Below are 23792 nucleotides of genomic sequence, written 5' to 3'. Positions count from 1 at the left end.
CCGTACGGGCGAAGCGCATTGCGGGCCCGCGGGTGGCACTGTTCATCAGACCGACACAGTCGACACTGTCGACACATCCGTCAGCGGTCCACGTCAGCGCCCTTCGCCCGTCCGGGGGAGCGCGCTCAGGAGGGCCGCGACCAGGTCCTTGTCCCGGTCCTGGGTGAGATAGCGGCGGGCGGTGTCGGGGGCGGCCCACAGCAGGCGGTCGACCTCCCGGTTCGGGGTGAAGGTGCCGCCGGTGGCCTCCGCGGCCCAGTAGCGGACCACCTTGGGGCGGTTGCCGACCAGATAGCGGACGGTGGGGAGTTCGGGGCCGACGGTGCAGGTCATGCCGGTTTCCTCGGCGACCTCGCGGACGGCGCCGACCAGGGCGTCCTCGGCGCGCTTCAGTTTGCCTTTGGGATGCGACCAGTCGTCGTACTTGGGCCGGTGGACGAGGGCGATCTCCAGGCCGTCGCCACCGGGGGCGGAGGAGGCGGCGGAACGGCGCCACAGCACGCACCCGGCGGCCCTGATCGGCGCACCGGCGGCTCCGCCTGCCGCCCCGTTCGGCGCGCCGCCGCCCCCGCGCGCCGCCCCGTTCGGCATGGCGTCAGGCATCCCCGTCGCCCCCCTTGAAGCGCGCCGGCCAGGCGCGGCCGAAGGCGAAGCGGGCCGCCTCGACCTCGTGGCGCTGGTCGGCGTGCAGGACGCCGAGGGCGTAGGCGGTGGCGGGGGCGATGCGGGGGGTGCGGGCGGCCGCGGCGGCCGCGGCGGCGGCCTCGGCGGCGTCGCGGTGGTGCTCCAGGGCCCGGCCGGCGGCGCTCAGGCGCGGGTCGGGGGCGCCCGGGGCGGTCACTTCCCGGGCGTAGCGGCTGAGCCGTACCAGCATCCGTACCTGGTGCCAGGGCCCGTCCTGGCGGTGGTCGGCGGCCAGGGCGTCGGCGTTGTACGGATGGCCGGCGCGGGCCAGCGGGAGGGCGGCGGCGGCCTCGGCGAGGCGGCGATGGGCCTGGTCGGCGAGCCGGGGCAGCGCCTCGGCGGCCGGTACGTCGGCGGCCGCGAGGGTCGGCGGGGCCTCGGAGGCGAGCACCGCGACGGAGTCGGCGACGGCGTGGAAGCGGGAGGAGCCCAGCGCCTGGAGCGCGGCCGAGTGCGCGCGGGTGCGGGCGAGGGTGAGCTGCCGGTCGAGCAGCGCACCGGCCCGCGCGGCCCCGGCCGACAGGGCGGATTCGGTCTCGGGGTCGGGCTCGCCCGCGGGCGGGGCCGACAGGCGTTGCAGGGCCGTCAGGAGGCGGCCGCGGCGGGCGGCGCAGGCGTGTTCGCGGGCCAGGGTGCCCGCCAGCCAGCCCAGTTCGGACAGGAGGTGGCCGGCCCAGGTCTCGTCGGTGAGCGGGCCGAAGGTGTGCAAGGTGGCGCTGATCCGGCGGGCGGCGGCGCGCAGTTGGTCGGCCGCCTCGCCCGCGCCCTGGGCGTCCGAGCCGCTCTCGCGGTGCAGCCGCAGGCTGCGCAGGAAGTCCGCGGACTGGCGGTGCAGATAGGCGGCCAGCACCTCCGCGGCCGTACGGGCATCCGTCCCGGGCCCGGACCGCGCCCCCGGGGCCGTACCGGATTCCGCCCCGGACCCCGACCGGGCCCCCGCGCCCGTCGACGTGCCCGGATCCCTCAGTGCGGTCGAACCACCCATGTCCCTGTCCCCCGTCTCCCCCCAGTCCCCCGGTTCCCCGAATTCGTACGGCCGGTAGCGCTCACCCTCCGGCCCGTCCACCACCGCGGCACGGGCTCCGGGCACCCCGCCGGGCTCGTATCCGATGCCGAGGAGACCGGGCGGCGGCCCCCCGGCCGGCTGGTCATGTCGCTGGGCCACGCCGGCGCCTCCGGGCGTCAATGAGCATTTCCTGTACGTTGCGCAGCGGCGCACCGTCCGCGTCCACCGCGCGTCGGGTCCAGTCGCCGTCCGGGCCCAGGTGCCAGGACGAGGTGGCGTCCGAATTCCCGGTCTCCAGAAGGTTGTTGAGGGCGGCGCGGTGCGCCGGGTCGGTCACCCGGACCAGCGCCTCGATGCGCCGGTCGAGGTTGCGGTGCATCATGTCCGCGCTGCCCAGCCAGACCTCCGGCTCGCCGCCGTTGCCGAAGACGAACACCCGCGAGTGCTCCAGGAAGCGCCCGAGGATGCTGCGGACCCGGATGTTCTCGCTCAGGCCGGGGACGCCCGGGCGCAGCGCGCAGATGCCGCGGACCCAGATGTCGACCGGCACACCCGCCTGGGAGGCGCGGTAGAGGGCGTCGATGACGGCCTCGTCCACCATGGAGTTGACCTTGATACGGACATAGGCCGGGCGGCCGGCCTTCTGGTGGGCGATCTCCTTGGTGATGCGCTGTATCAGGCCGTCCCGCAGGGACTTGGGCGCCACCAGGAGGCGGCGGTAGGTCTCGCGGCGGGAGTAGCCCGACAGCCGGTTGAACAGGTCCGAGAGGTCGGCTCCGACCTGCGGGTCGGCGGTCAGCAGCCCCAGGTCCTCGTACAGCCGGGCGGTCTTGGGGTGGTAGTTGCCGGTCCCCACGTGGGAGTAGCGGCGCAGCATCTCGCCTTCCTGGCGGACGACGAGCGAGAGCTTGCAGTGGGTCTTGAGGCCGACCAGGCCGTAGACGACATGACAGCCGGACTCCTCCAGCTTGCGCGCCCACTTGATGTTGGCCTGTTCGTCGAAACGGGCCTTGATCTCCACCAGGACGAGGACCTGTTTGCCGGATTCCGCGGCGTCTATCAGGGCGTCGACGATCGGGGAGTCCTCGCCGGAGGTGCGGTAGAGCGTCTGCTTGATGGCCAGGACGTTGGGGTCGGCGGCGGCCTGCTCCAGGAACGCCTGCACGGAGGTGGAGAAGGAGTCGTACGGGTGGTGGAGCAGGACGTCGCGGGCGCGCAGGGCCGCGAAGATGTCGGGGGCCGTCGCCGACTCCACCTCGGCGAGGTCGCGGTGGGTACCGGCGACGAACTTGGGGTACTTCAGCTCGGGGCGGTCCAGGGCGCCGATGCCGAAGAGGCCGGTCAGGTCGAGCGGGCCGGGCAGCGGATAGACCTCGGCGTCGGAGACCTTCAGCTCCTGGACGAGCAGATCGAGCACGGCCGGGTCGATGGACTCCTCGACCTCCAGGCGGACCGGCGGCCCGAAGCGCCGCCGCATCAGCTCCTTCTCCAGCGCCTGGAGGAGGTTCTCCGCGTCGTCCTCCTCCACCTCCAGGTCCTCGTTGCGGGTGACCCGGAACATATGGTGCGCGCGCACCTCCATCCCGGGGAACAGCTCCTCCAGGTGGGCGGCGATGACGTCCTCGATGGGGACGTAGCGCTGCGGGCTGGCCTCCAGGAAGCGGGAGAGCAGCGGCGGCACCTTGACCCGCGCGAAGTGGTCGTGGCCGCTGACGGGGTTGCGTACGACGACGGCGAGGTTCAGGGACAGGCCGGAGATGTACGGGAACGGGTGCGCCGGGTCCACCGCCAGCGGCGTCAGCACCGGGAAGATCTGCTGCCGGAAGAGGGTGAACAGGCGGGCCTGCTCCTTTTCCGCCAGGTCGGGCCAGCGGATGAGGTGAATGCCCTGGTCGGCGAGCTCGGAGGCGATGTCCTGCTGGAAGCAGGCGGCGTGCCGGGCCATGAGCTCGCGCGAGCGCGTCCAGATCAGTTCCAGCACCTCGCGGGGCTGGAGACCGGAGGCGGACCGGGTGGCGACCCCTGTGGCTATGCGGCGCTTGAGGCCGGCCACCCGGACCATGAAGAACTCGTCCAGGTTGCTGGCGAAGATCGCCAGGAAGTTCGCCCGTTCGAGCAGCGGGGTCGCCGGATCCTCGGCCAGCTCCAGGACCCGCTCGTTGAACGCCAGCCAGCTGCGCTCACGGTCCAGGAAGCGGCCGGTGGGCAGCTCCTGGCCGTCGGCGCCCGGTACGCCCGTCTCGACGTACCCGTCGAGATCGGCGTCCATCTCGGGCTCCAGTTCGGGCAGCGTGCCGCGGACCGCGTTGGGGCGGTGCGCGGCGATGGAACCCACCGACGGCTGGGCCGAGGGCCCGGCGGCCTCGGACGGCGACGGCTTCGGGGACTGCGTCTCGGGCCGCCCCTGGGCCTGAGGGCGCGGGTGCTGGTTCATGCCTTCATTCTTCCGCGCTCCGGGGACTCCAGGCGCGCTGGAGCCGGGCTCGTCGCTGCCGGGAAGCGGCGCGACGCGGAGCCGCGGGGTCGGGGCGTTCGGCACAGCGGGCTGCATTCAGCGATGCTCGCAAGCGATATTGAATCGCTGGTAACGCGGATATGGCGGACAGGCAAGCGGGGGGCTACCCCCGGGGGTTGGGGCGCGGCCAGGCGGCGGCCCGGGGGCGTCGCGCGCTGCGGCGGACGCCATTGTAAGCCCCGCATAAAGCCATCCGTTACAGATGAGAAACACCCTCATCCTTAATTAAGCGAGAGCTCAGGAAAAAGGGGAGCCGGATCTCCGTTATATGACGTGACGCTCTTCCGGTCGCCGCCGGAGAACGCAAAACAGCGGCGAAAAACCATCGTCAATTCCTTGAAAAATACCGAACAACGGAGAATTTCAGGAGCTTCCGCAAGGCCATCCCGCCCGGCCCCGGGGCCGCGCCATCGGGCGAACGACCGGGCGACGGTACGGCTGCGGGCCCTCATACCCCTACCGACACCGCGAGAATTTACGGTTCGGGAATCGGTGGTACGGGAATCGGTGGCACGGAATCCACGGCACGAGGATTCCCGACACCGCAGTCCAAGGCGCCACAATTCACGGCACCGGGATCCACCGGGTCAGTATGCGGATTTAACCGGGTCGGTATGCGGATTTACGGCACGGGTACCGCGCTTCGTCATCGCCCGCGCGACCCCCTGATCACCCACGATCTGCACCTGGCCCCGGACGCCGACCGCATCCTCGTCCTCGACCGGGGGCGGCTGGTGGAGTCCGGCCGCCACGACGAGCTCCTCGCCCGCGGCGGTACGTACGCCCGCCTGTACCGCCACGAGACCGCGCTCTGCACGTCGGCTCGCCTGCGGTCCGGTGCCGCCTCACAGGAGAATGGAATGCGCACGCAGCAGAGTTCGAGCAGACGGGATGAAGCGGTTGTTGCACGAGACGGTGTTCCGGAGTGAGGACGTGCCCGCGGCGGACCGCTTCGACTACTGGGTCGAGCTGTTGGGCCGTACGCATGCCCCGATGGAACTGCGGAGCGACTGCGCCGACGACTTCCGGGCTTCCCAGCGTGTGCTGGACCTCGGTGCCGTCACCGTGTGGCCTGCCACGTTCCAGCCGCTCACGTTCCGGCGCACGCCGAAGCTGATCCGACGGTCCGATCCCGAGACCTGCCATCTCTCCCTTCTCGTGAGCGGGGCCGGGGCAAGCGTGTGGGGGCACCGGGAAACCGAGTACAAGCCGTACGACCTGCACATCAACTCTTCCTCGATGGCGTACGAGATCCACAGCACCGGGGACCCGGTCACGATGGTGGGGGTCGAGATCCCCATGGCGCTGCTGCCGCTGCCCCGCGATATGGCCGGCCGGGTGGTCGGGGCTTCGGTGTCGGCCCGGGAAGGGATGGGTGGCCTGCTGGCGCGATTCCTCACGCAGCTGACCGCGGACACGGCCCCGTACCTGCCATCCGACGGGCCCCGGCTGGGCACGGTCGTCACCGATCTGGTCGCCGGGCTCTTCTCCCACATACTCGAGGCGGGCGATTTCCTCCCGCCGGAGACCCAGCGGCGCACCCTCACCCTGCGCATCAAGGCGTTCATCCGGGAGCACTTACACGACCCGCACCTCACCCCGACCACGATCGCTGCCGCGCACCACATTTCCACCAGCTATCTGCACCGCCTCTTCCGCGACGAAGACACCACGGTCGCCGCACGGATCCGGCGCCTGCGCCTGGAGGCCGCCCGTCGCGACCTCACCGACCCGGCCTTCCGGGCCACCCCGGTCCACACCATCGCCGCCCGCTGGGGCTTCCCCCGCGCCACCGACTTCAGCCGCGCCTACCGCACCGCCTACGGCACCACACCCACCGACCACCGGCGCCAGGCCCTCCACGGCCACCGGTGAACGCATTGCCAACACAGGTGTGCACTCAGCGCTCACGACGTCACCGCCACACCACGGCATCCTGGAGGAACGTTCGTCGATGCGTGACGGGAGAGCGCATCGACGGACCCGGGATTGTCGCCTCAAGTGGGGAGAACCGGCGTAAATGAAGGGCAATGTGCGGACGGCTGTGCTGTCAGGGCTCGCCGCCACCGTGGTGCTCGGCCTCACCGGATCCGCGACAGCGGCCCCGCAGCCCCAGGACCGGCCCGGCAGCGTGCTGTGGCACCCCCGGGAACCCACCGTGCACATCGCGGACATGCGGGGAGACGACCGCGCCCTCCTGAAACCACGGGCGTACGGTCACGACCCCACCGCACCGACCGCCGAGCGGGCCGACCTCTCATGAGTCACCTGCTGAGTCACCTACGCCCGTCAACTCCCCTGCCTACGCTGGGCCGCATGCCCACACCCGACATTTCCGCCCGGCTCGCCCCACCGCCCCCGTACACCCCCGCCTACCCGATACGCACCGACCGCCTGGAGCTGCGCCCGATCCGCGCCGACGACGACTTCGAGGCGATATACGCCTACCGGAGCCTCCCCGAGGTCTGCCGCTATCTCTACACGGGCCCCTACGAGGAGGACGAGCTGCGCGCCGACCTCGCCATCAAGGCGACCCGCGCCACTCTCCGCGACAGCGGCGACTTCCTGAGCCTGGCCGTCGTCGTCCGGGAGTCCGGGCAGGTGATCGGCGACGTCTCCTTCGCCCTGACCCACGCCCAGCACCGCCAGGGCACCATCGGCTACGTCTTCCACCCCGACCACGGCGGCCACGGCTACGCCACCGAGGCCGGCCGCGCCCTGCTGAAACTGGGCTTCGAAGACCTTCGACTCCACCGCATCCAGGCCGAGTTGGACGGCCGGAACACGGCCTCGGCCCGGCTGCTGGAACGGCTGGGCATGCGCCGCGAGGGCCACCTCCGGGAGAACGAGTTCCTGGACGGGGAGTGGGCCGACGAGGTCGTCTATGCGATGTTGGCGCGGGAGTGGCGGGAACGGTAGGGCACTCCTGGCGGGTGACATCGACGGGAATGTGGAACGCCGGCATCGGGGTCCCGCCCTGGTGACGAACCCCAACCGCTCGTACACGCTCACCGCCGCCACATTTGTCCGCGTCGAAGTAGAGCATCGCCGTAGGCCGGCCCTGCGCCGCCAGGCGTCGCAGGCCCATCGCAGTCAGTGCCTTGCCCAAATCTCCGCCCTGGGCGCCGCCGCTGCGCCGCCTGATGTCGGGCCGTACGACCCTCCTGATCGCCACGATCTGCGCCCGGCCCCGGACGCCGACCACATCCTCGTCCTCGACCAGGGACGGCTGGTCGAGGACCGCATCCGCGCAGCACGGAGCACTGGCCTGGGCGCCGAGCCTGCGCTGACCGGCGTCGCCCGACGACGGGAACCTCGCCGCCTGCGACTGTGGCCGTTCTCCGCTGCCCAGTTCGTCACCACCGGCTGCCGTCGCATCCTCCCATTGGCAACACTGGCCCTGGACCGACGTGATCACCGGCGCGCTCGCTCGCTCGATGCCCTCCCCGACCATGGCTGACCAGCTGCGTTGCATCCCTACGAGCTGCACGCCCCACCGGAGCAAGTGGAACCCGGCGCCCAGCCGACACGACAGAGCCACAAGCCTGCCCACATCCGCCGTCAAGACGAAATGGTCCGTCAGCAATCCGACGGGCCCTTACGCACGTTCGAGGTTAATGTTCCGTCAATTTCTCTTCCGGGCACATATCTTGGCTGAAGTTCCCTTGCGCGCCCGCCCACCGGATGTCTATAAGAACGCACTTGACCAGTGAAAATACATGCGTGTTACTATCGTCGACCGAACAGCCGACGACGTCACACCAGAGGGGCTGAATCCAGTGTCCGGCTCGGGGGAATTCACGGTAGATGTCGAGGAGTTAGGCTCCCTGGCGACGCGCTTGCAGCGCTGCACGGAGTCCATGAAGCACGCGAGCAACGATCTGCGAAGTGCGACGACCGGAGATCTCGGCGATACCGAGATCGACAAGTCCGGAGCGGAGTTCAAAGACTCCTGGGAGTACGGCATCAACCAGATCGTGCAGCTGACCGATGCAATCCGGGAGGGTCTGCAGACCACGGCTCGGGCATACAACGAGACGGACAGCGCCGTGCAGCAGGCGCTCGCAAAGGGAATCCGCCAAGGCGGTGGAACTGGCGGGAACACAGGCGCCAGTCCGTTCGGATGAGGGCCCCGTACAACACGCACGACCGGGAATTGGGCCAACTGTAGTGGGGGAAGAGAAGTGTCGCTGGGTGAACAGCTGTGGGGATACGGCGGTAGCGACCCGTACGAGGATAACGGCAACTTTCCCGGATTACAGTTCAATCCGGCGCCGGGAGTTCTGCCGGCGGTCAGTGACCTGGTCGAGGACCTGAACCGCGCGCAGAAGAACATCACGGCTGCGTCGGACACTCTGCACAACGTGAGTGACGGCGGCTGGACCGGCTCCGCCGCGGACGCATTCCGCGCCAAGACCCAGGCGCTTCCCAAGCTTCTGCACGACGCCGGCGAAAGCTTCAAGGCGGCCCACGATGTGTTGGAGATGTGGAAGAAGCAACTGGAAGCGATGCAGTCCAAGGCGCATTCGTACGAAACCGAGGCCAAGACCGCCCGAAAGCGCGCCGAACGGGCCGAGAGCAACGAGGACCTGCAGATCTTCCGCGACGGCAGCGTCATGAGCGACGCCCAGGCCGAAGTGGCCAATGAGCGCTACAAGGCAGCACTCATTGAGCTGGGTTCGGCACGCGACGCGCTGGCGGGCATCATCTCCTCCGCCCAGGACATCCGCAGCCAGCATGAGGAACTCGCGGGAAAGGTCGCCACAGTACTGAAGGCTGCGGGCGAACAAGCCCCGGAGGGGCCGGGCCTCTTCGACGACCTGAAGAACGGTCTGGAACAGCTGGTCAAAGGCCAGGAAGCTCTCTTCCACGCGGTCTCTCAGTGGGTCAAGGAGCATGCCAACGCCATCGCAGCGATCGGCGATGTGTTCTCCACCATCAGCACGGTGACAGGCGTGTTGGGTCTGGCACTTGACGGAGCCTTTCCACCAGCAGGCGCGGCTATGGGAGTGGTGTCTGGAGCCACGTCTGGAATCGCCCTGGGACTGCATACTTTTGCGCGATCCAATGGCGCAGAAGTCAGCGACCGAACGCTTACCGAGGATGGCCTCGGCCTGGCCTCGTTCGGCGTGGGAAAAGCCGGAGAAAAACTGGAGAAACTATCGGACTGGAACTCCGTTGGCAAGGTGGTGAACAATGTCGGAAAAGTCATTGGAGGCGGTTCGAGCACGATGACTATCGAAGACTGGGTAAAGGATCCAACAGGGCTTGGCATATTCCTTCCACAGAGCAAAGAAGAAGGCGCGGCCATGGGCGGAGCAATGCTGTTGGGTGGACCCCTCGGCCCAGTGACGGCTCTGGGTATCGCCTTTACTCACGCCTGGGAATCCGGCAGCGAGAAAGACGCCGAAGCGCACAAGGCGTCTGACTAGGGGGCGTCTTGCAAGATCTCGCCGTTATCGGATCTCTGGTCCTTTTGCTGGCTCTCATCGCCGCCATTCCCATCTACCTCTGGCACGACCACATCGGTTCGTCGGCCACACAACATCGCCGCCGAGCGGAGTTGCTCAAATCCTTTGACGGACGTCCGGAAGTTGTTGTGCGACTTACCGGCACCGGAATGTCCCGCGAAGAGACGATCTGGCTGGCGAGGCAGCACGGATATGAAATCTGGAAATGGGAAACCTATAACCGGACCGGACTCCACATGAGAATGCGCCGCGTGCAGCAGCCCCACCCCTCGACGGGGGCAGTTGACGCGCGGCAGCCAGCCTATCCGCACATCCCAAACAACCCCTATCAACAGCCTGGTTTCCAGGCAAGCAACCGCCTCTCCGCACCCCCTCCGAGTGAACTCCAGAATATCCGGAGGGAGCTCGGCCGGACGCGCAATCCGTGGAGCTGGAACCAATACGCACTACCACTGGTAGGTGGCGCGGTTGTGGTCGGCGGTCTGGCCATCAGAGATCTGATCTCTGATCGCCCCTACTTCGTGGAAGCCGGGACCAGTGCGACCTGTCTGGCCAGCGCGGCCGCGACCTGGGCAGCGGGGCGGGTTGCTGCGCGACGCAAGGCCAGCGCGCTCAAGGACGCTGCACAGGGAACCGTCCCACCTGCGCAAGGAACAGAGACGCGATGAACATAGCATTTGAACTGTCCGCCGCATTCAAAGAGATCAAGGTGGGATTGAGTCACGAAGAGGCACGACAGGAAGTTGCAGCGCGAGCAGAGGCAAAGGGGATAGATCGCCCGGAAGGTGAGATTGGAGTAGTTGCCGGCCTATACGAGAGGACCTCCGCCACCCTCCTGACCGAGGGAGTTGTTTATGCCGCCTCCTGCCATGGGCAGTTCGACAATGAACGGTCTACCGGAACCTTGACCATAGGAATCAGTCCTCTCGTTTATGCGGACGTATCCGTAGCCGTCGAGGGGATTCGCGAGGTGATGAAAAAAGAACGTGCGAACTATGCCGAGGTCAGCATCGTGAAACTGACCTGCGGACAGGCTGTGGTGGTGATCCAGCAGACCCCTGCGCTTCGCATCCCTGGTGAGTTCACCACCACAGGGCAGGAAATACCTGTGGATGTCGCTCAGCTGCAGGCGTTCATTCCGGTCCCTCAGGACGACGTACCAGGAGAACAGACCCTCGTCACGGTCACGTTCAGCACACCAAGTATCGACCACTGGCCCGAATACAGCGAGATCGTGGCCGAGTTTCTTCGCACTCTGCGCTTCCTGCCCGATGCGTATGACGAGAACAGAGACATCCGCCCAGCGTCGCCTGGTGCACTCGAAGAGGCAGAAGGGCCGCGGAGGCCCGCCCCGGTCGCACCTGCTGACCGAGCCGGTATGTCGGCATTCGGTTGAATCGCTGGCGGCGGTTTCCCTTGAGCCCACCGGCGAGCACCCGTATGTACTACTGATCGCACGAGCGGCAAGGTCGGCTTCACTCCGGTGTGAACTCGTATTGAAGCTCGTAGAGATGGCCGGCCTTGACCATGACGGTGGCCTCGATGGGCCGTTCATGGTCGCTGTAGACGACGCGCAGGGTTCGAAGGACGGGCAGGTTGCTGGGAAGGCGCAGGGCCTCGTACTGCTCTTGAGTGGGTACGCGGGCGGAGACCCGGTCGACACTGAGCCTGGGCGGGTACCCCAGTTCGGCCAGGAGGGTCGGTGTGCCGCCCTTGATTCTGCGGCGTTCGGTCATCGCGGTGTCGCGCGTGATGGCCAACGGGTAGAAAGACTTGACGAGTTCGACCGGCTCGTCGTCGATCCAGAGGATCTGGCGACGGAGCAGTGCCGTATCGCGCTCCGCGAGCTTGAGGGCGTCCGCGACGTCACTGGGCGGCACGGCCTCCGCAACCTCCAGCAGCTCGCTACGTACCCGCTCTCCGTGCTTCGCGGCCTCGGCGAGCCAGGGGTACTGCTCGCCGGAGCCGGCCGGTGACATGAAGGAAGCGGGCCGCATGGTCCGCTGCCGGTGTTCCCGAACGGTCACCGCCGCTCCTGCACGACCCACGACGAGGCGTTCGTCCTTGAGGAGTTGGAGCGCTTTCTGCACAGTGGCGTTGGAGGCGTCGAACCGCGCCTTGAGCTGCGCCGTGGAGGGCAGATTGGCGCCGGGGGCCAGGTCGCCGCTCATGATTTCGTCGCGCAGATCGGCGGCGATCCGTTCGTGCAGGGACCGCCGGTCGTACGCGTCGTCTTCGGTTCTCGGCACGGTCATCCGATCCTGATCTCGTAGCGCAGCCGCTGAAGGTGTCCGGGCATGGCCATCCTGTCGACTTGGATCGGGCGGTCGTGGCCGTCCAGCGTGACCCGTGTCAGTTGGAGCACCGGTTCGCCCGCGCCGGTCCGCAGGGCATCACGTTCGTCGCCGCTGGGCATCCGGGCGATCACGTCCTCCTGCACCCGGGTGCCTGTGTGCCCGAGTTCGGCGAGGAGCGAGACCGCGCCGCCGGGAATCTTGGCCGTCCCGGCCAGACGGGTTCCTCGTGCGATGTGGACGGGGTAATAGGTGTCGGTCAACTCGCAGGGCACGTCGTCGAGATACATCATGCGGCGGCGTACGACGACGTCCTCGCCCTCGGCGATCCCCAGACATTCCGCGATCTCGGCCGGTGCCGCGATCTCCCCGGCATGGACGATGCGTTGGCTGCCCCGGCGACCTCGGGCGGCAGCCTCCGCGCCCCAGGCGTCGGGCTGCCCCTTCTCACGGGGCGTCAGGTACGGCATCGAGGTACTGACCCACTCGCTGGTGCTCACGGCGCCCTCCTGTGCGGTAGGTGATCCCAACCCTTCGCGTACACGGTAAGCGACTGCCCGGCGGCAACCACCTCGGTCTTGCTTGCTGCTTTTCGTAAATAGCGATACAGTTTGGGAGATCGTACAGCCCAGGCTCAAGGCGGTGGTTCACCGTTTCCCTGTCGCGGCACTATCGATTCCCGCGAGCTCACCCTCCTGCTCCCGCTGCGGCAGCCCTTGCCGCCGATGTTCTCGCCCGCCTCTTGGAGTTGCTCTTACGGCTGTTGCTGCCTGCGGCGGGGCGCCACCGGGCGGGCGAGACGTACCCGGTCGCCGAGCCCCGCGCTTCCGCTCCGGTCGGGCGGTTACCCCGGGTCCCAATGGTGCGCCGCCGCGAAGACGCACCGGCGCCCGTACCTCCCCGCGTGCGCGTACGGCAGCCGGACATGCTGCGGGGCGAGGACTCGTACCTGATCCGTCCGTACGTCCTCACGCCCGAGGAACGGCGGGAACGCCGAACCCAGCGCGGACGGCGGCGGGCGCTGTGGCTGGCCGTGCACGGGTACGACGCCGGGCCGCGCTGGATCCACGGTGTGGAGGTGGTGGGCTGATGCCCCGCACCTGCCGCTCCGTTCACCTGGGGGAACCGGCGCCGGACCCCGTACCCGTCGCCGGGTGCGATGTGTGCGCCGCCCTGGCCGCGCAGCGCGCGAGGGCGTACGCCGCGGGAGACAGGTCCAAGGCGACGGACTGCAACGTCGAGATGCGCCGCCACTCCCACCCGAAGGCGCGGTGAGAACGTGGCGTATCAGGATCCGCTCGGGGTGCCTCACGCCGATCATGCCGACCCTCGTGACTGTCCCGGATGCGCGCTGCTGAAAGTGCAACTGAGGGAAATCCTCCAGGCGCAGAACGGCCTCACCTTGCGGGAGATTCTCGACATCGTGTCGTCCTACGAGGAGGACGGGCATCCGGACGACACACGTCCGCCCCAGTAGACCGGTGTGGGGCCGTCGTACCGAACCGTCGGCCACCCCTGCACCACCGTGCCGACCCCGCCTGCCCATCACCGGCGGGGCCGCTTTCCCCACCGGCCCTGCGAGGACGCCACCGTGTCTACACCGCACAACTACGACCACGAGCGCCGCCTCTGGAACCTCTACGCCGAATCCCCGTCCGTACGTGACGAAGTGTTCGGCTCCGAACCGGTCTTCCGCTGAACGCAGTACCGTGACCGCCCGGCCGCGCCGGACCCGGAGCTGCTGGGCGGCCCCGAGAGCGTGCTGGAGCTCGGCTGCGGCACCGGTCAAGGCCCTGGCCTGCCTTGCGCGGGGCGAAGGCCACCGGTGTGACCTGACTTGCGCGGGCAGAGCGGCGGGGATGGGTGGCGGACGGGCCGGGTCGAGCGGCCCGAAAGCCTCCGGCACCCCGCCCGCCTACCCCTACATCAGGCCCCCGCCCCTACCTCACGTCTCCGACCGATACATCAGATCCGTCTCATGGGTGACGAACCCCAGCCGCTCGTACACGCTCACCGCCGCCACATTGTCCGCATCGACGTACAGCATCGCCGTCGGCAGGCCCTGGGCCGCCAGGTGTCGCAGGCCGATCGAGGTGAGGGCCTTGCCCAGGCCGCCGCCCTGGGCGCCGGGGCGGACTCCGAGTACGTAGACCTCGCCCAGGCCCTCCTCGGCGTGCACCTTCGTCCAGTGGAAGCCGATCAGCCGGCCCTCCTTCTCCGCCAGGAAGAAGCCCTTCGGGTCGAACCACGGCTCGCCCTTGCGGTCGTCCAGGTCGCGCTGGGTCAGCGAGCCCTGCTCGGGGTGGTGGGCGAAGGCGGCGGCGTTCACCTCCAGCCAGGCCGCGTCGTCGGTGCCGGGCTGGAAGGTCCGTACGGTCACGCCCTCCGGGAGCGTGGGTTCCGGCAGCGTCAGATCGGCCAGTGAGCGGCGCATCTGGCGCAGCTCGCGGAACATCGTCAGGCCGAGGGTCTGCGCGAGGTGCCGGGCGGCCGGATGCCCGCCGTGCGCCCATACCCGCAGCCGGCGCCCGGACTGTGCCAGCAGCTCGCTGCCCAGCGCCCGGCCGTGCCCGCGGCCGCGGTGGCCCGGGTGCACGACCAGCTCGGCGGCCGGGGCCTCCACCGGGTCGGTGTCCTCCAGCTGCCCGTAGGCGACCAGCTGCTCCTCGTCCTCGGTCGGCGTGTACACGAGCACATGCCGCACCCCGGGGCGCCGCCCGCCGCGCAGCTGAAGCCGCCCCTGTTCGGACACCGCGGGCTGCCCGTCCGTCCGCGCGGCCTGCTCGATCAGCTCCAGCACGGCCGCGGCCGTCTCCAGGGTCAGCTCCTCGACCACCCGGATCCTGCGGCCGGACCGGCCCATCTCCTGTGCTGCGTCAGTCATGTGTGCAGCGTACGACTCTCCCGGGGGCGGGGGCCGGGTCATCGCGCGTGAGGAAACGCACCGGGGTGATCTCCCGGACGTGGGCGAGGACGTCGAACCACTCCCCCAGCGAGCCTCCGGAGAGGCGATACGCGGTGTTGTCCGCCGGGTCGAAGGCGGGCCCGATGAGCCGCGTCCTGGCCGTCGCGCGGCGAGCCAGTCCCGTACCTCCTGGGGTCCGTCGGTCCGCAGATCCAGCAGGTAGGCGTCCGGGCCGACGCTGCCGAGCGGCGCGTCGGCGGAGCGGCAGCAGGCCGGTGGGCGGTGCGGCCGGGTCCGTCGAGCGAGACGAGGCGAAGCCACGGCATTCGCCGAGCCGTAACCCGTCCCCCCTGTTGCGCTACGCGCGTCGACCGTAGGCTGCCCTCCGCTCGGACCATCCAGGAGGGGAACCCATGCCATCCACACCTCAACCACGCCGCGCCGCACGGAGATTGACGGGGAGACTGTCGGCCGCGGCCGCCGCGCTGGCCGCGGCGGTCGGTGTCGCCGCGACGGCGCTGCCCGCCGGGGCCGTGAGCGCGCACCCGGGGTCCGGCCGTACGGTCGACGTCCAGCTGCTCTCCTTCAACGACTTCCACGGCAACCTCGAACCGCCGCAGGGCTCGTCGGGCACGGTGCAGGAGCTGGAGCCCGACGGCAGCAAGAAGACCATCCCCGCCGGCGGCGTCGAGTACCTGGCCCAGGCGCTGCGTACCGCTCGCAAGGGGCACCCGTACTCCGTCACCGCCGCGGCCGGCGACCTCATCGGTGCCAGCCCGCTGCTGTCCGGCCTCTTCCACGACGAGCCGACCATCGAGGCGATGAACAAGCTGCATCTCGATGTCACCTCCGTCGGCAATCATGAATTCGACGAGGGCCGGGCCGAGTTGACGCGGATGCAGAAGGGCGGCTGTCATCCCAAGGACGGCTGTTACGAGAAGGGGAAGAAGTTCGCGGGGGCCGACTTCCCCTACCTCACCGCCAATGTCACGGACGAGAAGACCGGCAAGCCGCTGCTCAAGCCGTACACCGTGTGGCAGCACAAGGGCGTCAAGATCGGCTTCATCGGGGTGACGCTGAAGGGCACCCCGGACATCGTCAACGCCGCCGGCGTCAAGGGCCTGAAGTTCCACGACGAGGTCGCGACCATCAACAAGTACGCCAAGGTGCTCAACCGGCAGGGCGTCAAGGCGATCGTGGCCCTGATCCACGAGGGCGGCATGCCCGCCTCCACCGCGTACAACTACAACTGCGACAGCCCCGGTCCGGGCGACGGCATCTCCGGGCCGATCACCGAGATCGCCAAGCATGTGACCCCGCAGGTCGACGCCCTGGTCACCGGCCACACCCACCAGTCCTACACCTGCACCATCCCGGACCCGTCCGGCAGGCCCCGTACGGTGACCTCGGCGGCCTCCTTCGGCAGGCTCTACACCGAGACGACGCTCACCTACGACCGGCGCACCCATGACATCGTGCGCACGAGTGTGAAGGCGCCCGGCGCGGTCAACCACGTCGTGGAGCGCACGGGGCCCAAGGCCGCGGACATGACGTCCCTGATCGCCCGCTGGAACAAGCTCGCCGCGCCGGTCGCCAACCGCCCCGTCGGGCATATCTCCGCGGACATCGACGGCCGCGGCACCGACGCCCCCGAGGCCCCCCTCGGCGACGTCATCGCCGACGCCCAACTGGAGGCCACCCGGGCCGCCGACAAGGGCGGCGCCCAGCTCGCCCTGATGAATCCCGGAGGCATCCGCTCCGACCTGGCCTACAAGGCGGCCGGCTCGGAAGGCGACGGCGTGGTGACCTACGGGGAGGCGTTCACCGTCCAGCCCTTCACCAACATGATCAATGTCGTCGACCTCACCGGCACCCAGCTCCTGACCGGCCTCCAACAGCAGGTCACCGGCCCGAACGCGGCCGAACCCAAGATCCTCCAGGTCTCCAAGGGGCTGACCTACACCCTGGACCTGACCAAATCCGGCGCCGACCGCATCGTCAAGGGCTCCGTCAAGCTCAACGGCACCCCCATCGACCCGGCCAAGACCTACCGCGTCGCGATGAACGAGTTCCTGGCGGGCGGCGGCGACGGCTTCCCCGCCTTCAAGGACGGCAAGAACAAGTACGTCGGCGCCTCCGACCTGGACGCCTTCACCGGCTACCTGACCGCCCACTCCTCGGCGTCCGCCCCGCTGGACCCGCCGAAGGCGGACCGGATCACGGTGGTGAAGTAGTGGAGTAGGGAGTACGGGGCGTGAAATAGCGGGAAGGGGCGGGCCGTTGGGCCCGCCCCGTTCCGTATGGCGTCGTACGTCGCGCGTCGTGCGGCGCTCAGCCGCCGTACGGGTTGCCCTGCTGCGGCGCGCCGTAGGGGGGCTGCTGCGGGGCCTGCTGGTAGCCCGGCTGCGGCTGCTGCGGGTAGCCGGGCTGCTGGGGCTGGGCCGGCGGGTAGCCGTACTGGTTCTGCTGCGGGGCGGCCGGCTGCTGCGGGTAGCCGGGCTGCTGGGGCTGGCCGGGGGCGGGAGCCGGGGCGCCCTGGTAGCCGGGCTGCTGGGGCTGCTGCGGGTAGCCGGGCTGCTGCGGCTGCTGCTGGTAGCCGGGCTGCGGGGCGGCCTGCGGCTGCTGCTGGGGCATCCCCTGCGGCGCGTACCCCTGCTGCGGGGCCTGCGGCATACCGGGCTGCTGGCCCGGCATCCCCGGCTGCTGGCCCGCGAACTGCTGCTGCGGCGCACCGCCGACCGTGGCCAGCAGCTGCTCCAACTCCTGCCGCCACGCCCGGTGGACGTTCAGCCGGACCGGCGCCGCCTCGCCCGGGAGCGCCAGGCGGACCGAGCTCCACAGCGTGCTCAGGTTGACGTCCGAGAACGCGTTCTGGGCCTGGTCACGCGGGATCACATGGGTGACCTCCTGCGGGCGGTTGTTGACCCGGTGCACCCGGTGCACCACGACCGCCTGGTCCGTCACCGTGACGAAGTAGTACTTCACCATCATGCGCCCGACGAACCCGAGCATGCTCATCAGCCACGGGCTGGGCCCCGTGACCGTCTCGAAGGTCACCAGCGCCCGGTCTCCGGGGTTCTGCTGGGCTATCGCCGCCGAGACCTGTTCCTTGATCGTGCTCTTGAGCATTGCCATAGCGGCTGTTCCCCAATTCCGTGACAGTGGACGGCCAAGCGTATCCACAGGGCCTGTGGCCCCATGGTGGTCCCGGGCGCCAATTCCCGTTCGCTCTCCCCGGAATCCGGCACATACTCTCCGCAATCGCCCTCAGTGTGTCCCGAACCACCGCTCGGCCAGGGCGTCCAGCGTGGGCCGCCGCGGTGCGGGCAGCTCCCGCAGGTACCAGGGAAGGTCGCTGTAGACGTGCAGCAGGGTGAGGGCGAGGAGTTCCCGGGGGTCGAAGGTCTCGCCGTACGCGCGCAGGACGCGGGCCAGGAGGCGTGGGTCGCCGCGGGAGACGAAGAGGCCGACGGCGACGAAGTCGTAGGCGCGGTGGCCGATCATGGCGGGTTCGAAGTCGACGAGGCCGGTCAGCCGCCAGTCGTCGGAGGCGTCGATGAGCAGATGCTGCCGCATGAACTCCGTGTGGAGGAGGACTCCGGCCCCGCCGCCGGCCTCCGCTTCCGGCACGGGAACGGGCACGGGCAGGGCTACCGAGTCGAGGAAGGCGGGGATCTGCTCCAGCCACGGTGCGGGCAGGGCGTGGGCGCGCTGGCGGTCCACGGCCGAGGCGCGTTGGGCGGCGAGGAAGGCGGGCCAGTCGCCGGGGCCCAGGACGTCAGCGAGCGGGGCCGGGTCCACGGCGTGCAGGGCGGCCAGCGCCTCACCGGCCTCGGTGGCGATACGGTCCCGTTCGGCCCGGGGGACGCGGGGCCAGGCGACGGCCAGATCGCCGCCGCGCAGCCGGGACATCAGCACATAGCGCCAGCCGTTCTCGTACTCCCCCGCGTCGTGCACATACGGGGTGGGGACGGGAAGGCGGCCCTGGAGGTGGGCGAGGACCCGGGCCTCGGCGCGGGCGTCGGCGGCGCTCGCGGCCGGGAAGAGCTTGAGGACGTAGCGGTCGCCGACGGCATAGACGGGCAGGGAACCGGTGGGAAAGCGGGACGGGGTGGCGTCCCGTAGCCCCAGCCGGGCGCAGAGGGCGGCGACGCCCGGCCGCAGGGTCTGTTCGTCGGGGACGATCGCGTCCCCCTCGTCGTCGGTGTCCACGCGAGGCAGCATGCGCGGACCGTAGGGCGGGCGGGGCGGGCCCATCAAAGGGTTTTCGCTCGGCGCCGGACGAGATATGACATGCCGTCAGGTGGGCGACGCCCCGGCCCGGTCAGATCAGGAGAAGTCCGCCGCGTGCTCCCGCGCCCACTGGGCGAAGGGGCGGGCCGGACGGCCGGTGACCCGCTCGACGGCGTCCGAGACGGGCCACGCCGGCCGGTCGACGGTGCTGCCGAACATGGCGATGAGCTCCCGCGCGGCCGCCTTGGGCAGGTGCGGGCCGGCGATCGCCTCGGCGGCCGCGTCCTCGGAGATCCGCTCGACCCGGACCTCGCGCCCGACGGCCCGGCCGATCTCGGCGACCTGCTCGGCGACGGTCAGCACCTCCGGGCCGGTCACGACATACGCCTGGCCCGCGTGCGCGCCCGTACGGTCCAGCAGGGCGACGGCGGCGACATCGGCGAGGTCCGCCTCATGGACCGGCACGCCCTGCGCCCCCGGGTGGGCGTCGCGCACCACGCCGGTCTCGCGGATCGACGCGGCCCAGCCGAGGGCGTTGGTGGCGTAATTGCTGCCGCGGACGAAGGTCCACTCCAGGCCGGACGCGCGCACCGCACGCTCCACGGCGGCATGCATACGGGCAATGAAGTTGGTCTCGTCGGCGGGTGAATCCGTCACCGCCACCGAGGAGTTGAGGACGACGCGGCGGACTCCCGCCTTGACCGCGGCGTCCAGCACCACGACGGCGGACCGCTCGCCGCCCGCGGCCAGATTGAGGAACAGCGCCTCGGCGCCGCCCAGCAGCGGCGCGAGGCCGGAGGCGTCGGTGAGGTCCGCGCGGACCGTCTCGGCCTCGGCCGGCAGCCCGGCGCGGGAGGGATCGCGGGTCAGGGCGCGGACCTGCGCGCCGTCCTGGAGAAGGCGGCCGACAAGACTGCGGCCGATATTGCCGGTTGCGCCGGTGACGACAATCACGGAAACCCCTTGGGAAGACATCGCTGCGGTCGTCATCACAACGCCGTCGCCGCTCCACTTGTTCCACAAGCCGCGGATTCCGGCTCCCCATCGGGATGACAAATCTTCGCCAAGACGGACCGCTCATCTTTCGCGTACGTCACATACTGCCGGTAGGACTTGCATTCGAGGGTCCCACCCGTGGTGGGATGTACGGATGCGCACCCCCATACGCATATCTTCACCCTCCCCCACTTCGCCGCCGGATTCGTCCTCGCCAACCGGCGACACCCGCGAGATGACACCGCTGAACCCCTACGCCGATCTGGCCTCCCTCGCCGACCCGGAACCGGACCTCGAACCGGAACCCGAGCCGTACCACCGGCCGCTGCGCCGCACCTACCTCAACGAGCGTGACGACAGCGACGATCCGCTGGGCCTCGGGCTGCGTGCGGACGACGAGGACGAGGAATGGACGCGGCCGAACCACCGCCGCAGAAAGCGCGGCATCAGCCGCTTCGCCGCCGTGCCGATCACCATCAAACTGCTGGTGGCCGCCCTGGTGTGCACGGCGTTCCTGACGCTCTTCGACCGCTTCGCGGTGCTCTACGCGCAGAACAAGGCCGCGGAGAAGCTCAAGGAATCCCTGCATCTGAACGCCACTCCGGACGTCGACATCAAGGGCTTCCCCTTTCTGACCCAGGTCCTCGACAAGCATCTGGACCAGGTGGACGTCACCATTCCCGATGTGGCGGCCGACCGGGTCTCGCTGGCGAGATTCTCCGCATCCGCGAACGACATCCGGATCGACGGCGATCTGCCGAGCTCCATCAAGGGCGCCACGATCGGCAGCATGCACGGCAATGTGCTGCTCGCCTTCGACGACATGAACCGCGAACTGGGCGCCTCCCAGGTGAAGTTCAGCCAGCTGGGCCCCAATGCGGTCCGCGCGGTCGGCGAACTGCCGATCGCCGGCCACCCGTTGCGGGTACAGGCGGAGGCACACATCCGGCGGGCGGGGGACCGCGGAGTCTCCACCGACATCAGCCAGATGCGCCTGGACATCGCCGACATCGCCGTCTACCGCCCCGGCACCGGCAAGGAGGAGGGCCTCCGGCTCACCCGGAAGACCGCCGCCGAGCTCAGCCGTCAGGCGGCCAAGGTGAAGGCGATGCTGAGCATTCCGGCGATCGCGCACCGCATCGGCATTCCGCAGCAGTACATCGACGCGGCGCTGCACGACGAGCAGAAGCTGCACGACCTGACCGGTTCGCCGCGCTTCATCGAGCAGCTGATGAAGGTCAACCTCGTCGATGTGGTGATGGACCACCCCTGGCTGCTCCAGAAGGTCGGCATCGACCCGAAGATCTTCGGCACCCTGAGCGGACTGACCAAACCCCAGCTCGCCGACCGGCTCTCGCTCTCCTTCCGGCTGCCGAAGACGCCCGGTGACGTCCGGCTGCGGACCATCACCGTCAAGCAGGACGGCATCCACGTCGAGGTGACGGGGGCGAACCTGCCGTTCGGGGACGCGGCGAAGAAGAAGTAGCCGGGGCCGCTCTACTCGGGCGGCCCCTGCGGCCCCTCCCCGTACGGCACGTCCGGTGGCGGCGTCGGCGCCCCCGGCAGGGTCAGCACCGCCTCCGTACCGCCGAGCTCCGCCGAACGCAGCCGGACCGCCCCGCCGGCCTGCTCCGCCGTACGGGCCACGATCGACAGGCCCAGCCCGCTGCCGGGCAGGCTGCGCGCGGACGGCGAGCGCCAGAACCGCTCGAAGACATGGGGGAGTTCGTCCGGGGCGATGCCGGGGCCGTGGTCGCGTACGGTCAGCTCGCCGCCGGCCAGCCGGACCTCGACGGAGCCCCCGGCCGGGCTGAACTTGACCGCGTTGTCGAGGAGGTTGACCACCGCGCGCTCCAGCCCGGCGGGCTCGGCGCGGACGTACCACGGGTCGATGTCGGCGGTGAGGGTCAGCGACGGGCCGCGCAGCCGGACGCGCGCCAGGGCCGTGCCGACGATGTCGTGCAGCGCGACGACCTCGACGGCGGCCGGCCCGCGCGCCGGACGGGACAGCTCCTGAAGGTCGCCGATCAGCGCCGCCAGCTCCCCCATCTGCGCCTTCACCGACTCCAGCAGCGCCGCCTTGTCCGCGGGCGGGATCGGCCGACCGGACTGCTCGCTGCGGACCAGGAGGTCGATGTTGGTGCGCAGCGAGGTCAGGGGCGTGCGCAGCTCGTGGCCGGCGTCCGCGATCAGCTGCTGCTGAAGGTCGCGGGAGGCGGCCAGCGCGCTGGTCATGGAGTTGAACGAGCGCGAGAGCCGGGCGATCTCGTCCTCGCCGTCGACGGGGATTCGGACGGCCAGATCCTCGGTACGGGCGACGTGCTCGACGGCGTCGGTGAGCCGGTCGACGGGTTTGAGGCCCGACTGGGCGACCCACAGGCCGGCGTACGCGGCGCCGAGCACCCCGATCCCGGCGACGACCAGCAGGACCAGGGCGAGCTGGTCGAGCGGCTGGGTGATCTGGTCCATGGGGGTGGCGACGGAGATCGCGAGCGGGTTGCCCGAGGTGTCGGTGACCGGGCCGAGGGTGGTGAAGACCCGCATCTCGGTGCCGTTCTTGGCCCGGGTGGTGTGCACGGCGTTGGACAGCCGCTGCTGGGCCACCAGCTTGTCCGCCCGCTGCACCGGGATCTCGGACTTGCCGGGCGCGGTGCAGTCATAGCCGCTCGACGACACCAGGCGCACGGTGTACGGAGTGGGTGGGGGATTGCCCGCGAGGGGCTGGCCGTTGCAGTGGTCGACCAGCGCCCGCACATAGGTGTCGGTCACCTTGACCGAGCTCAGCGTCTCGTCCAGCTGCTCGGTGAGCCGGTCGCGGGTGACCAGCCAGCACGCCGCGGCCGAGAGCGCCACCGCCACCGCCACCGCCAGTCCCACCAGCATCGCCAGCCGGGAACGCAACGGCAGCCTGCCGTACCAGCGGGTCATTCCGCGCCGCCCTCCGACCGCAGCACATAGCCGACGCCGCGCACGGTGTGCACCAGCCGCGGCTCGCCGCCGGCCTCCGTCTTGCGGCGCAGATACATCACATACACATCCAGGGAGTTGGAGGTGGGCTCGAAGTCGAAGCCCCAGACCGCCTTGAGGATCTGCTCACGCGTCAGGACCTGCCGGGGATGGGCGAGGAACATCTCCAGCAGGGTGAATTCGGTACGGGTCAGCTCGACCGGCCGGTTGCCGCGGGTGACCTCGCGGGTGGACAGGTCCATCCGCAGATCGGCGAAGGACAGCGCCTCGTTCTCGTCGACCGGCGCCCCGGCGGCCGCCGCATACGTGCTGCGCCGCAGCAGCGCGCGGATCCGCGCCAGCAGCTCGTCCAGCTCGAAGGGCTTGACCAGGTAGTCGTCGGCCCCGGCGTCCAGCCCGGTGACCCGGTCGCCGACCGTGTCGCGGGCGGTCAGCATCAGAACCGGTACGGTCACCCCACTGGCCCGCAGCCGGCGGGCGGCGGTCAGCCCGTCCATCCGCGGCATCAGGACATCCAGCACGATCAGCTCGGGTTTGTACGTCGCGACCTTCTCGACCGCATCCAGACCGTCGACCGCCTGCTCCGTCAGATAGCCCTCGAAGGCGAGCGAGCGCTGGAGCGCCTCGCGGACGGCCGGCTCGTCGTCGACGATCAGGATGCGGGCGGGCTGATCACCGTGCTCGGCGGGGCTCATGTGTGTCTCTACCTCGGGTGGATGGG

At 69.7% G+C, this 23792-nt stretch carries 24 protein-coding genes and 2 pseudogenes; 14 read left to right on the top strand and 12 right to left on the bottom strand.

Features of this window, described 5'->3' with window-relative positions:
* Window positions 1–93: 93 nt before the first annotated feature.
* Genes B1H19_RS24235 through B1H19_RS24225 form a run of 3 tightly spaced genes read right to left on the bottom strand, consistent with a single transcriptional unit; the run spans window position 94 to window position 4124 of the window.
* A complete protein-coding gene (locus B1H19_RS24235; RefSeq protein ID WP_083106887.1) occupies window positions 94–603 on the bottom strand; it encodes an NUDIX hydrolase in 510 nt (169 codons plus the stop codon).
* The gene (locus B1H19_RS24230; RefSeq protein ID WP_418361466.1) at window positions 596–1849 is read right to left on the bottom strand and encodes a CHAD domain-containing protein; all 1254 of its coding nucleotides are present in this window, start codon (window positions 1847–1849) and stop codon (window positions 596–598) included. The genes B1H19_RS24235 and B1H19_RS24230 overlap by 8 nt, the downstream gene beginning before the upstream one ends.
* Complete coding sequence (locus tag B1H19_RS24225) at window positions 1833–4124, bottom strand: RNA degradosome polyphosphate kinase (RefSeq protein ID WP_083106886.1); 2292 nt, start codon at window positions 4122–4124, stop codon at window positions 1833–1835. The genes B1H19_RS24230 and B1H19_RS24225 overlap by 17 nt, the downstream gene beginning before the upstream one ends.
* Window positions 4125–4870: 746 nt before the next feature.
* On the opposite strand from B1H19_RS24225, the pseudogene B1H19_RS24220 reads away from it, so the two are divergent.
* The 4 genes and pseudogenes from B1H19_RS24220 to B1H19_RS24205 all read left to right on the top strand — a co-directional run.
* Window positions 4871–5134: pseudogene (locus B1H19_RS24220) on the top strand (ABC transporter ATP-binding protein); the annotation flags it as partial.
* Complete coding sequence (locus B1H19_RS24215) at window positions 5106–6080, top strand: AraC-like ligand-binding domain-containing protein (protein WP_083106884.1); 975 nt, start codon at window positions 5106–5108, stop codon at window positions 6078–6080. The pseudogene B1H19_RS24220 and the gene B1H19_RS24215, both read left to right, overlap by 29 nt.
* Before the next feature lie 145 nt (window positions 6081–6225).
* A complete protein-coding gene (locus tag B1H19_RS24210; protein WP_083106883.1) occupies window positions 6226–6468 on the top strand; it encodes a hypothetical protein in 243 nt (80 codons plus the stop codon).
* A gap of 53 nt (window positions 6469–6521) precedes the next feature.
* Window positions 6522–7124, top strand: coding sequence for a GNAT family N-acetyltransferase (locus tag B1H19_RS24205; RefSeq protein ID WP_083106882.1), 603 nt, complete (start codon window positions 6522–6524; stop codon window positions 7122–7124).
* 60 nt (window positions 7125–7184) lie between these two features.
* On the opposite strand, the pseudogene B1H19_RS40870 reads toward B1H19_RS24205, so the two are convergent.
* Window positions 7185–7332, bottom strand: a pseudogene (locus B1H19_RS40870) (mycothiol synthase); the annotation flags it as partial.
* Between B1H19_RS40870 and B1H19_RS40865 the strand changes: the two are divergent.
* From B1H19_RS40865 to B1H19_RS38810, 5 genes are all read left to right on the top strand, one after another.
* Window positions 7307–7495: a hypothetical protein gene (locus B1H19_RS40865; protein ID WP_418361465.1), complete on the top strand. Its 189-nt coding sequence runs from the start codon at window positions 7307–7309 to the stop codon at window positions 7493–7495. The pseudogene B1H19_RS40870 and the gene B1H19_RS40865 overlap by 26 nt on opposite strands.
* Before the next feature lie 429 nt (window positions 7496–7924).
* Window positions 7925–8332: a WXG100 family type VII secretion target gene (locus tag B1H19_RS24200; RefSeq protein ID WP_159028126.1), complete on the top strand. Its 408-nt coding sequence runs from the start codon at window positions 7925–7927 to the stop codon at window positions 8330–8332.
* A gap of 57 nt (window positions 8333–8389) precedes the next feature.
* On the top strand, window positions 8390–9637 hold the full coding sequence (locus B1H19_RS24195) for a putative T7SS-secreted protein (protein ID WP_083106880.1): 1248 nt from the start codon (window positions 8390–8392) through the stop codon (window positions 9635–9637).
* A gap of 8 nt (window positions 9638–9645) precedes the next feature.
* Window positions 9646–10344 (top strand): hypothetical protein, encoded by a 699-nt coding sequence (locus B1H19_RS38815; RefSeq protein ID WP_159028125.1) that lies wholly within the window; start codon window positions 9646–9648, stop codon window positions 10342–10344.
* Complete coding sequence (locus B1H19_RS38810) at window positions 10341–11072, top strand: hypothetical protein (RefSeq protein WP_159028124.1); 732 nt, start codon at window positions 10341–10343, stop codon at window positions 11070–11072. The genes B1H19_RS38815 and B1H19_RS38810 overlap by 4 nt, the downstream gene beginning before the upstream one ends.
* A gap of 79 nt (window positions 11073–11151) precedes the next feature.
* Here B1H19_RS38810 and B1H19_RS24190 read toward each other — a convergent pair whose 3' ends face one another.
* Entirely contained in the window at window positions 11152–11931 is a 780-nt protein-coding gene (locus tag B1H19_RS24190; protein WP_083106879.1) for a GntR family transcriptional regulator, read from the bottom strand.
* Window positions 11928–12470 carry a GntR family transcriptional regulator gene (locus B1H19_RS24185; RefSeq protein ID WP_083106878.1) on the bottom strand — a complete coding sequence of 181 codons (543 nt, stop codon included), beginning with the start codon at window positions 12468–12470 and terminating at the stop codon, window positions 11928–11930. Before B1H19_RS24185 ends, B1H19_RS24190 begins: the two co-directional genes overlap by 4 nt.
* Window positions 12471–12874: 404 nt before the next feature.
* Between B1H19_RS24185 and B1H19_RS24180 the strand changes: the two genes are divergently transcribed.
* The 3 genes from B1H19_RS24180 to B1H19_RS38805 are packed head-to-tail and all read left to right on the top strand — an operon-like array spanning window position 12875 to window position 13447.
* Window positions 12875–13060: a hypothetical protein gene (locus B1H19_RS24180; protein WP_083106877.1), complete on the top strand. Its 186-nt coding sequence runs from the start codon at window positions 12875–12877 to the stop codon at window positions 13058–13060.
* Window positions 13060–13245, top strand: a complete 186-nt coding sequence (locus B1H19_RS24175) for a hypothetical protein (protein WP_083106876.1) — start codon at window positions 13060–13062, stop codon at window positions 13243–13245. The genes B1H19_RS24180 and B1H19_RS24175 overlap by 1 nt, the downstream gene beginning before the upstream one ends.
* Window positions 13246–13249: 4 nt before the next feature.
* Window positions 13250–13447: a hypothetical protein gene (locus tag B1H19_RS38805; protein ID WP_159028123.1), complete on the top strand. Its 198-nt coding sequence runs from the start codon at window positions 13250–13252 to the stop codon at window positions 13445–13447.
* 468 nt (window positions 13448–13915) lie between these two features.
* Here the strand turns inward: B1H19_RS38805 and mshD are convergent, their stop codons facing one another.
* Window positions 13916–14833, bottom strand: a complete 918-nt coding sequence (gene mshD / locus B1H19_RS24170) for a mycothiol synthase (RefSeq protein ID WP_107426121.1) — start codon at window positions 14831–14833, stop codon at window positions 13916–13918.
* A 455-nt stretch (window positions 14834–15288) separates the two neighbouring features.
* Here mshD and B1H19_RS24165 point away from each other — a divergent pair, with 455 nt between their 5' ends.
* Complete coding sequence (locus B1H19_RS24165; protein WP_083106874.1) at window positions 15289–17109, top strand: bifunctional metallophosphatase/5'-nucleotidase; 1821 nt, start codon at window positions 15289–15291, stop codon at window positions 17107–17109.
* Between the two features lie 97 nt (window positions 17110–17206).
* On the opposite strand, the gene B1H19_RS24160 is transcribed toward B1H19_RS24165, so the two are convergent.
* The 3 genes from B1H19_RS24160 to B1H19_RS24150 form a co-directional block, all read right to left on the bottom strand.
* Window positions 17207–18010, bottom strand: a complete 804-nt coding sequence (locus B1H19_RS24160) for a hypothetical protein (RefSeq protein ID WP_083106873.1) — start codon at window positions 18008–18010, stop codon at window positions 17207–17209.
* Window positions 18011–18142: 132 nt separating this feature from the next.
* Window positions 18143–19099, bottom strand: coding sequence for an aminoglycoside phosphotransferase family protein (locus B1H19_RS24155; RefSeq protein WP_083109837.1), 957 nt, complete (start codon window positions 19097–19099; stop codon window positions 18143–18145).
* Window positions 19100–19204: 105 nt separating this feature from the next.
* Window positions 19205–20062 (bottom strand): NAD(P)H-binding protein, encoded by an 858-nt coding sequence (locus B1H19_RS24150; RefSeq protein ID WP_083106872.1) that lies wholly within the window; start codon window positions 20060–20062, stop codon window positions 19205–19207.
* A 277-nt stretch (window positions 20063–20339) separates the two neighbouring features.
* On the opposite strand from B1H19_RS24150, the gene B1H19_RS24145 reads away from it, so the two are divergent.
* A complete protein-coding gene (locus B1H19_RS24145; protein ID WP_272482232.1) occupies window positions 20340–21590 on the top strand; it encodes an LmeA family phospholipid-binding protein in 1251 nt (416 codons plus the stop codon).
* Between the two features lie 11 nt (window positions 21591–21601).
* Here the strand turns inward: B1H19_RS24145 and B1H19_RS24140 are convergent, their stop codons facing one another.
* Entirely contained in the window at window positions 21602–23032 is a 1431-nt protein-coding gene (locus B1H19_RS24140) for a sensor histidine kinase (protein ID WP_083106870.1), read from the bottom strand.
* On the bottom strand, window positions 23029–23766 hold the full coding sequence (locus B1H19_RS24135) for a response regulator transcription factor (RefSeq protein ID WP_083106869.1): 738 nt from the start codon (window positions 23764–23766) through the stop codon (window positions 23029–23031). The genes B1H19_RS24140 and B1H19_RS24135 overlap by 4 nt, the downstream gene beginning before the upstream one ends.
* Window positions 23767–23792: the final 26 nt, after the last annotated feature.

This window comes from Streptomyces gilvosporeus, from assembly GCF_002082195.1.
In the GTDB taxonomy this organism is placed as follows: Bacteria; Actinomycetota; Actinomycetes; order Streptomycetales; family Streptomycetaceae; genus Streptomyces; species Streptomyces gilvosporeus.
Note: the sequence above shows the minus strand (reverse complement) of the source record. Positions and strands in the feature narration are given on the sequence as shown.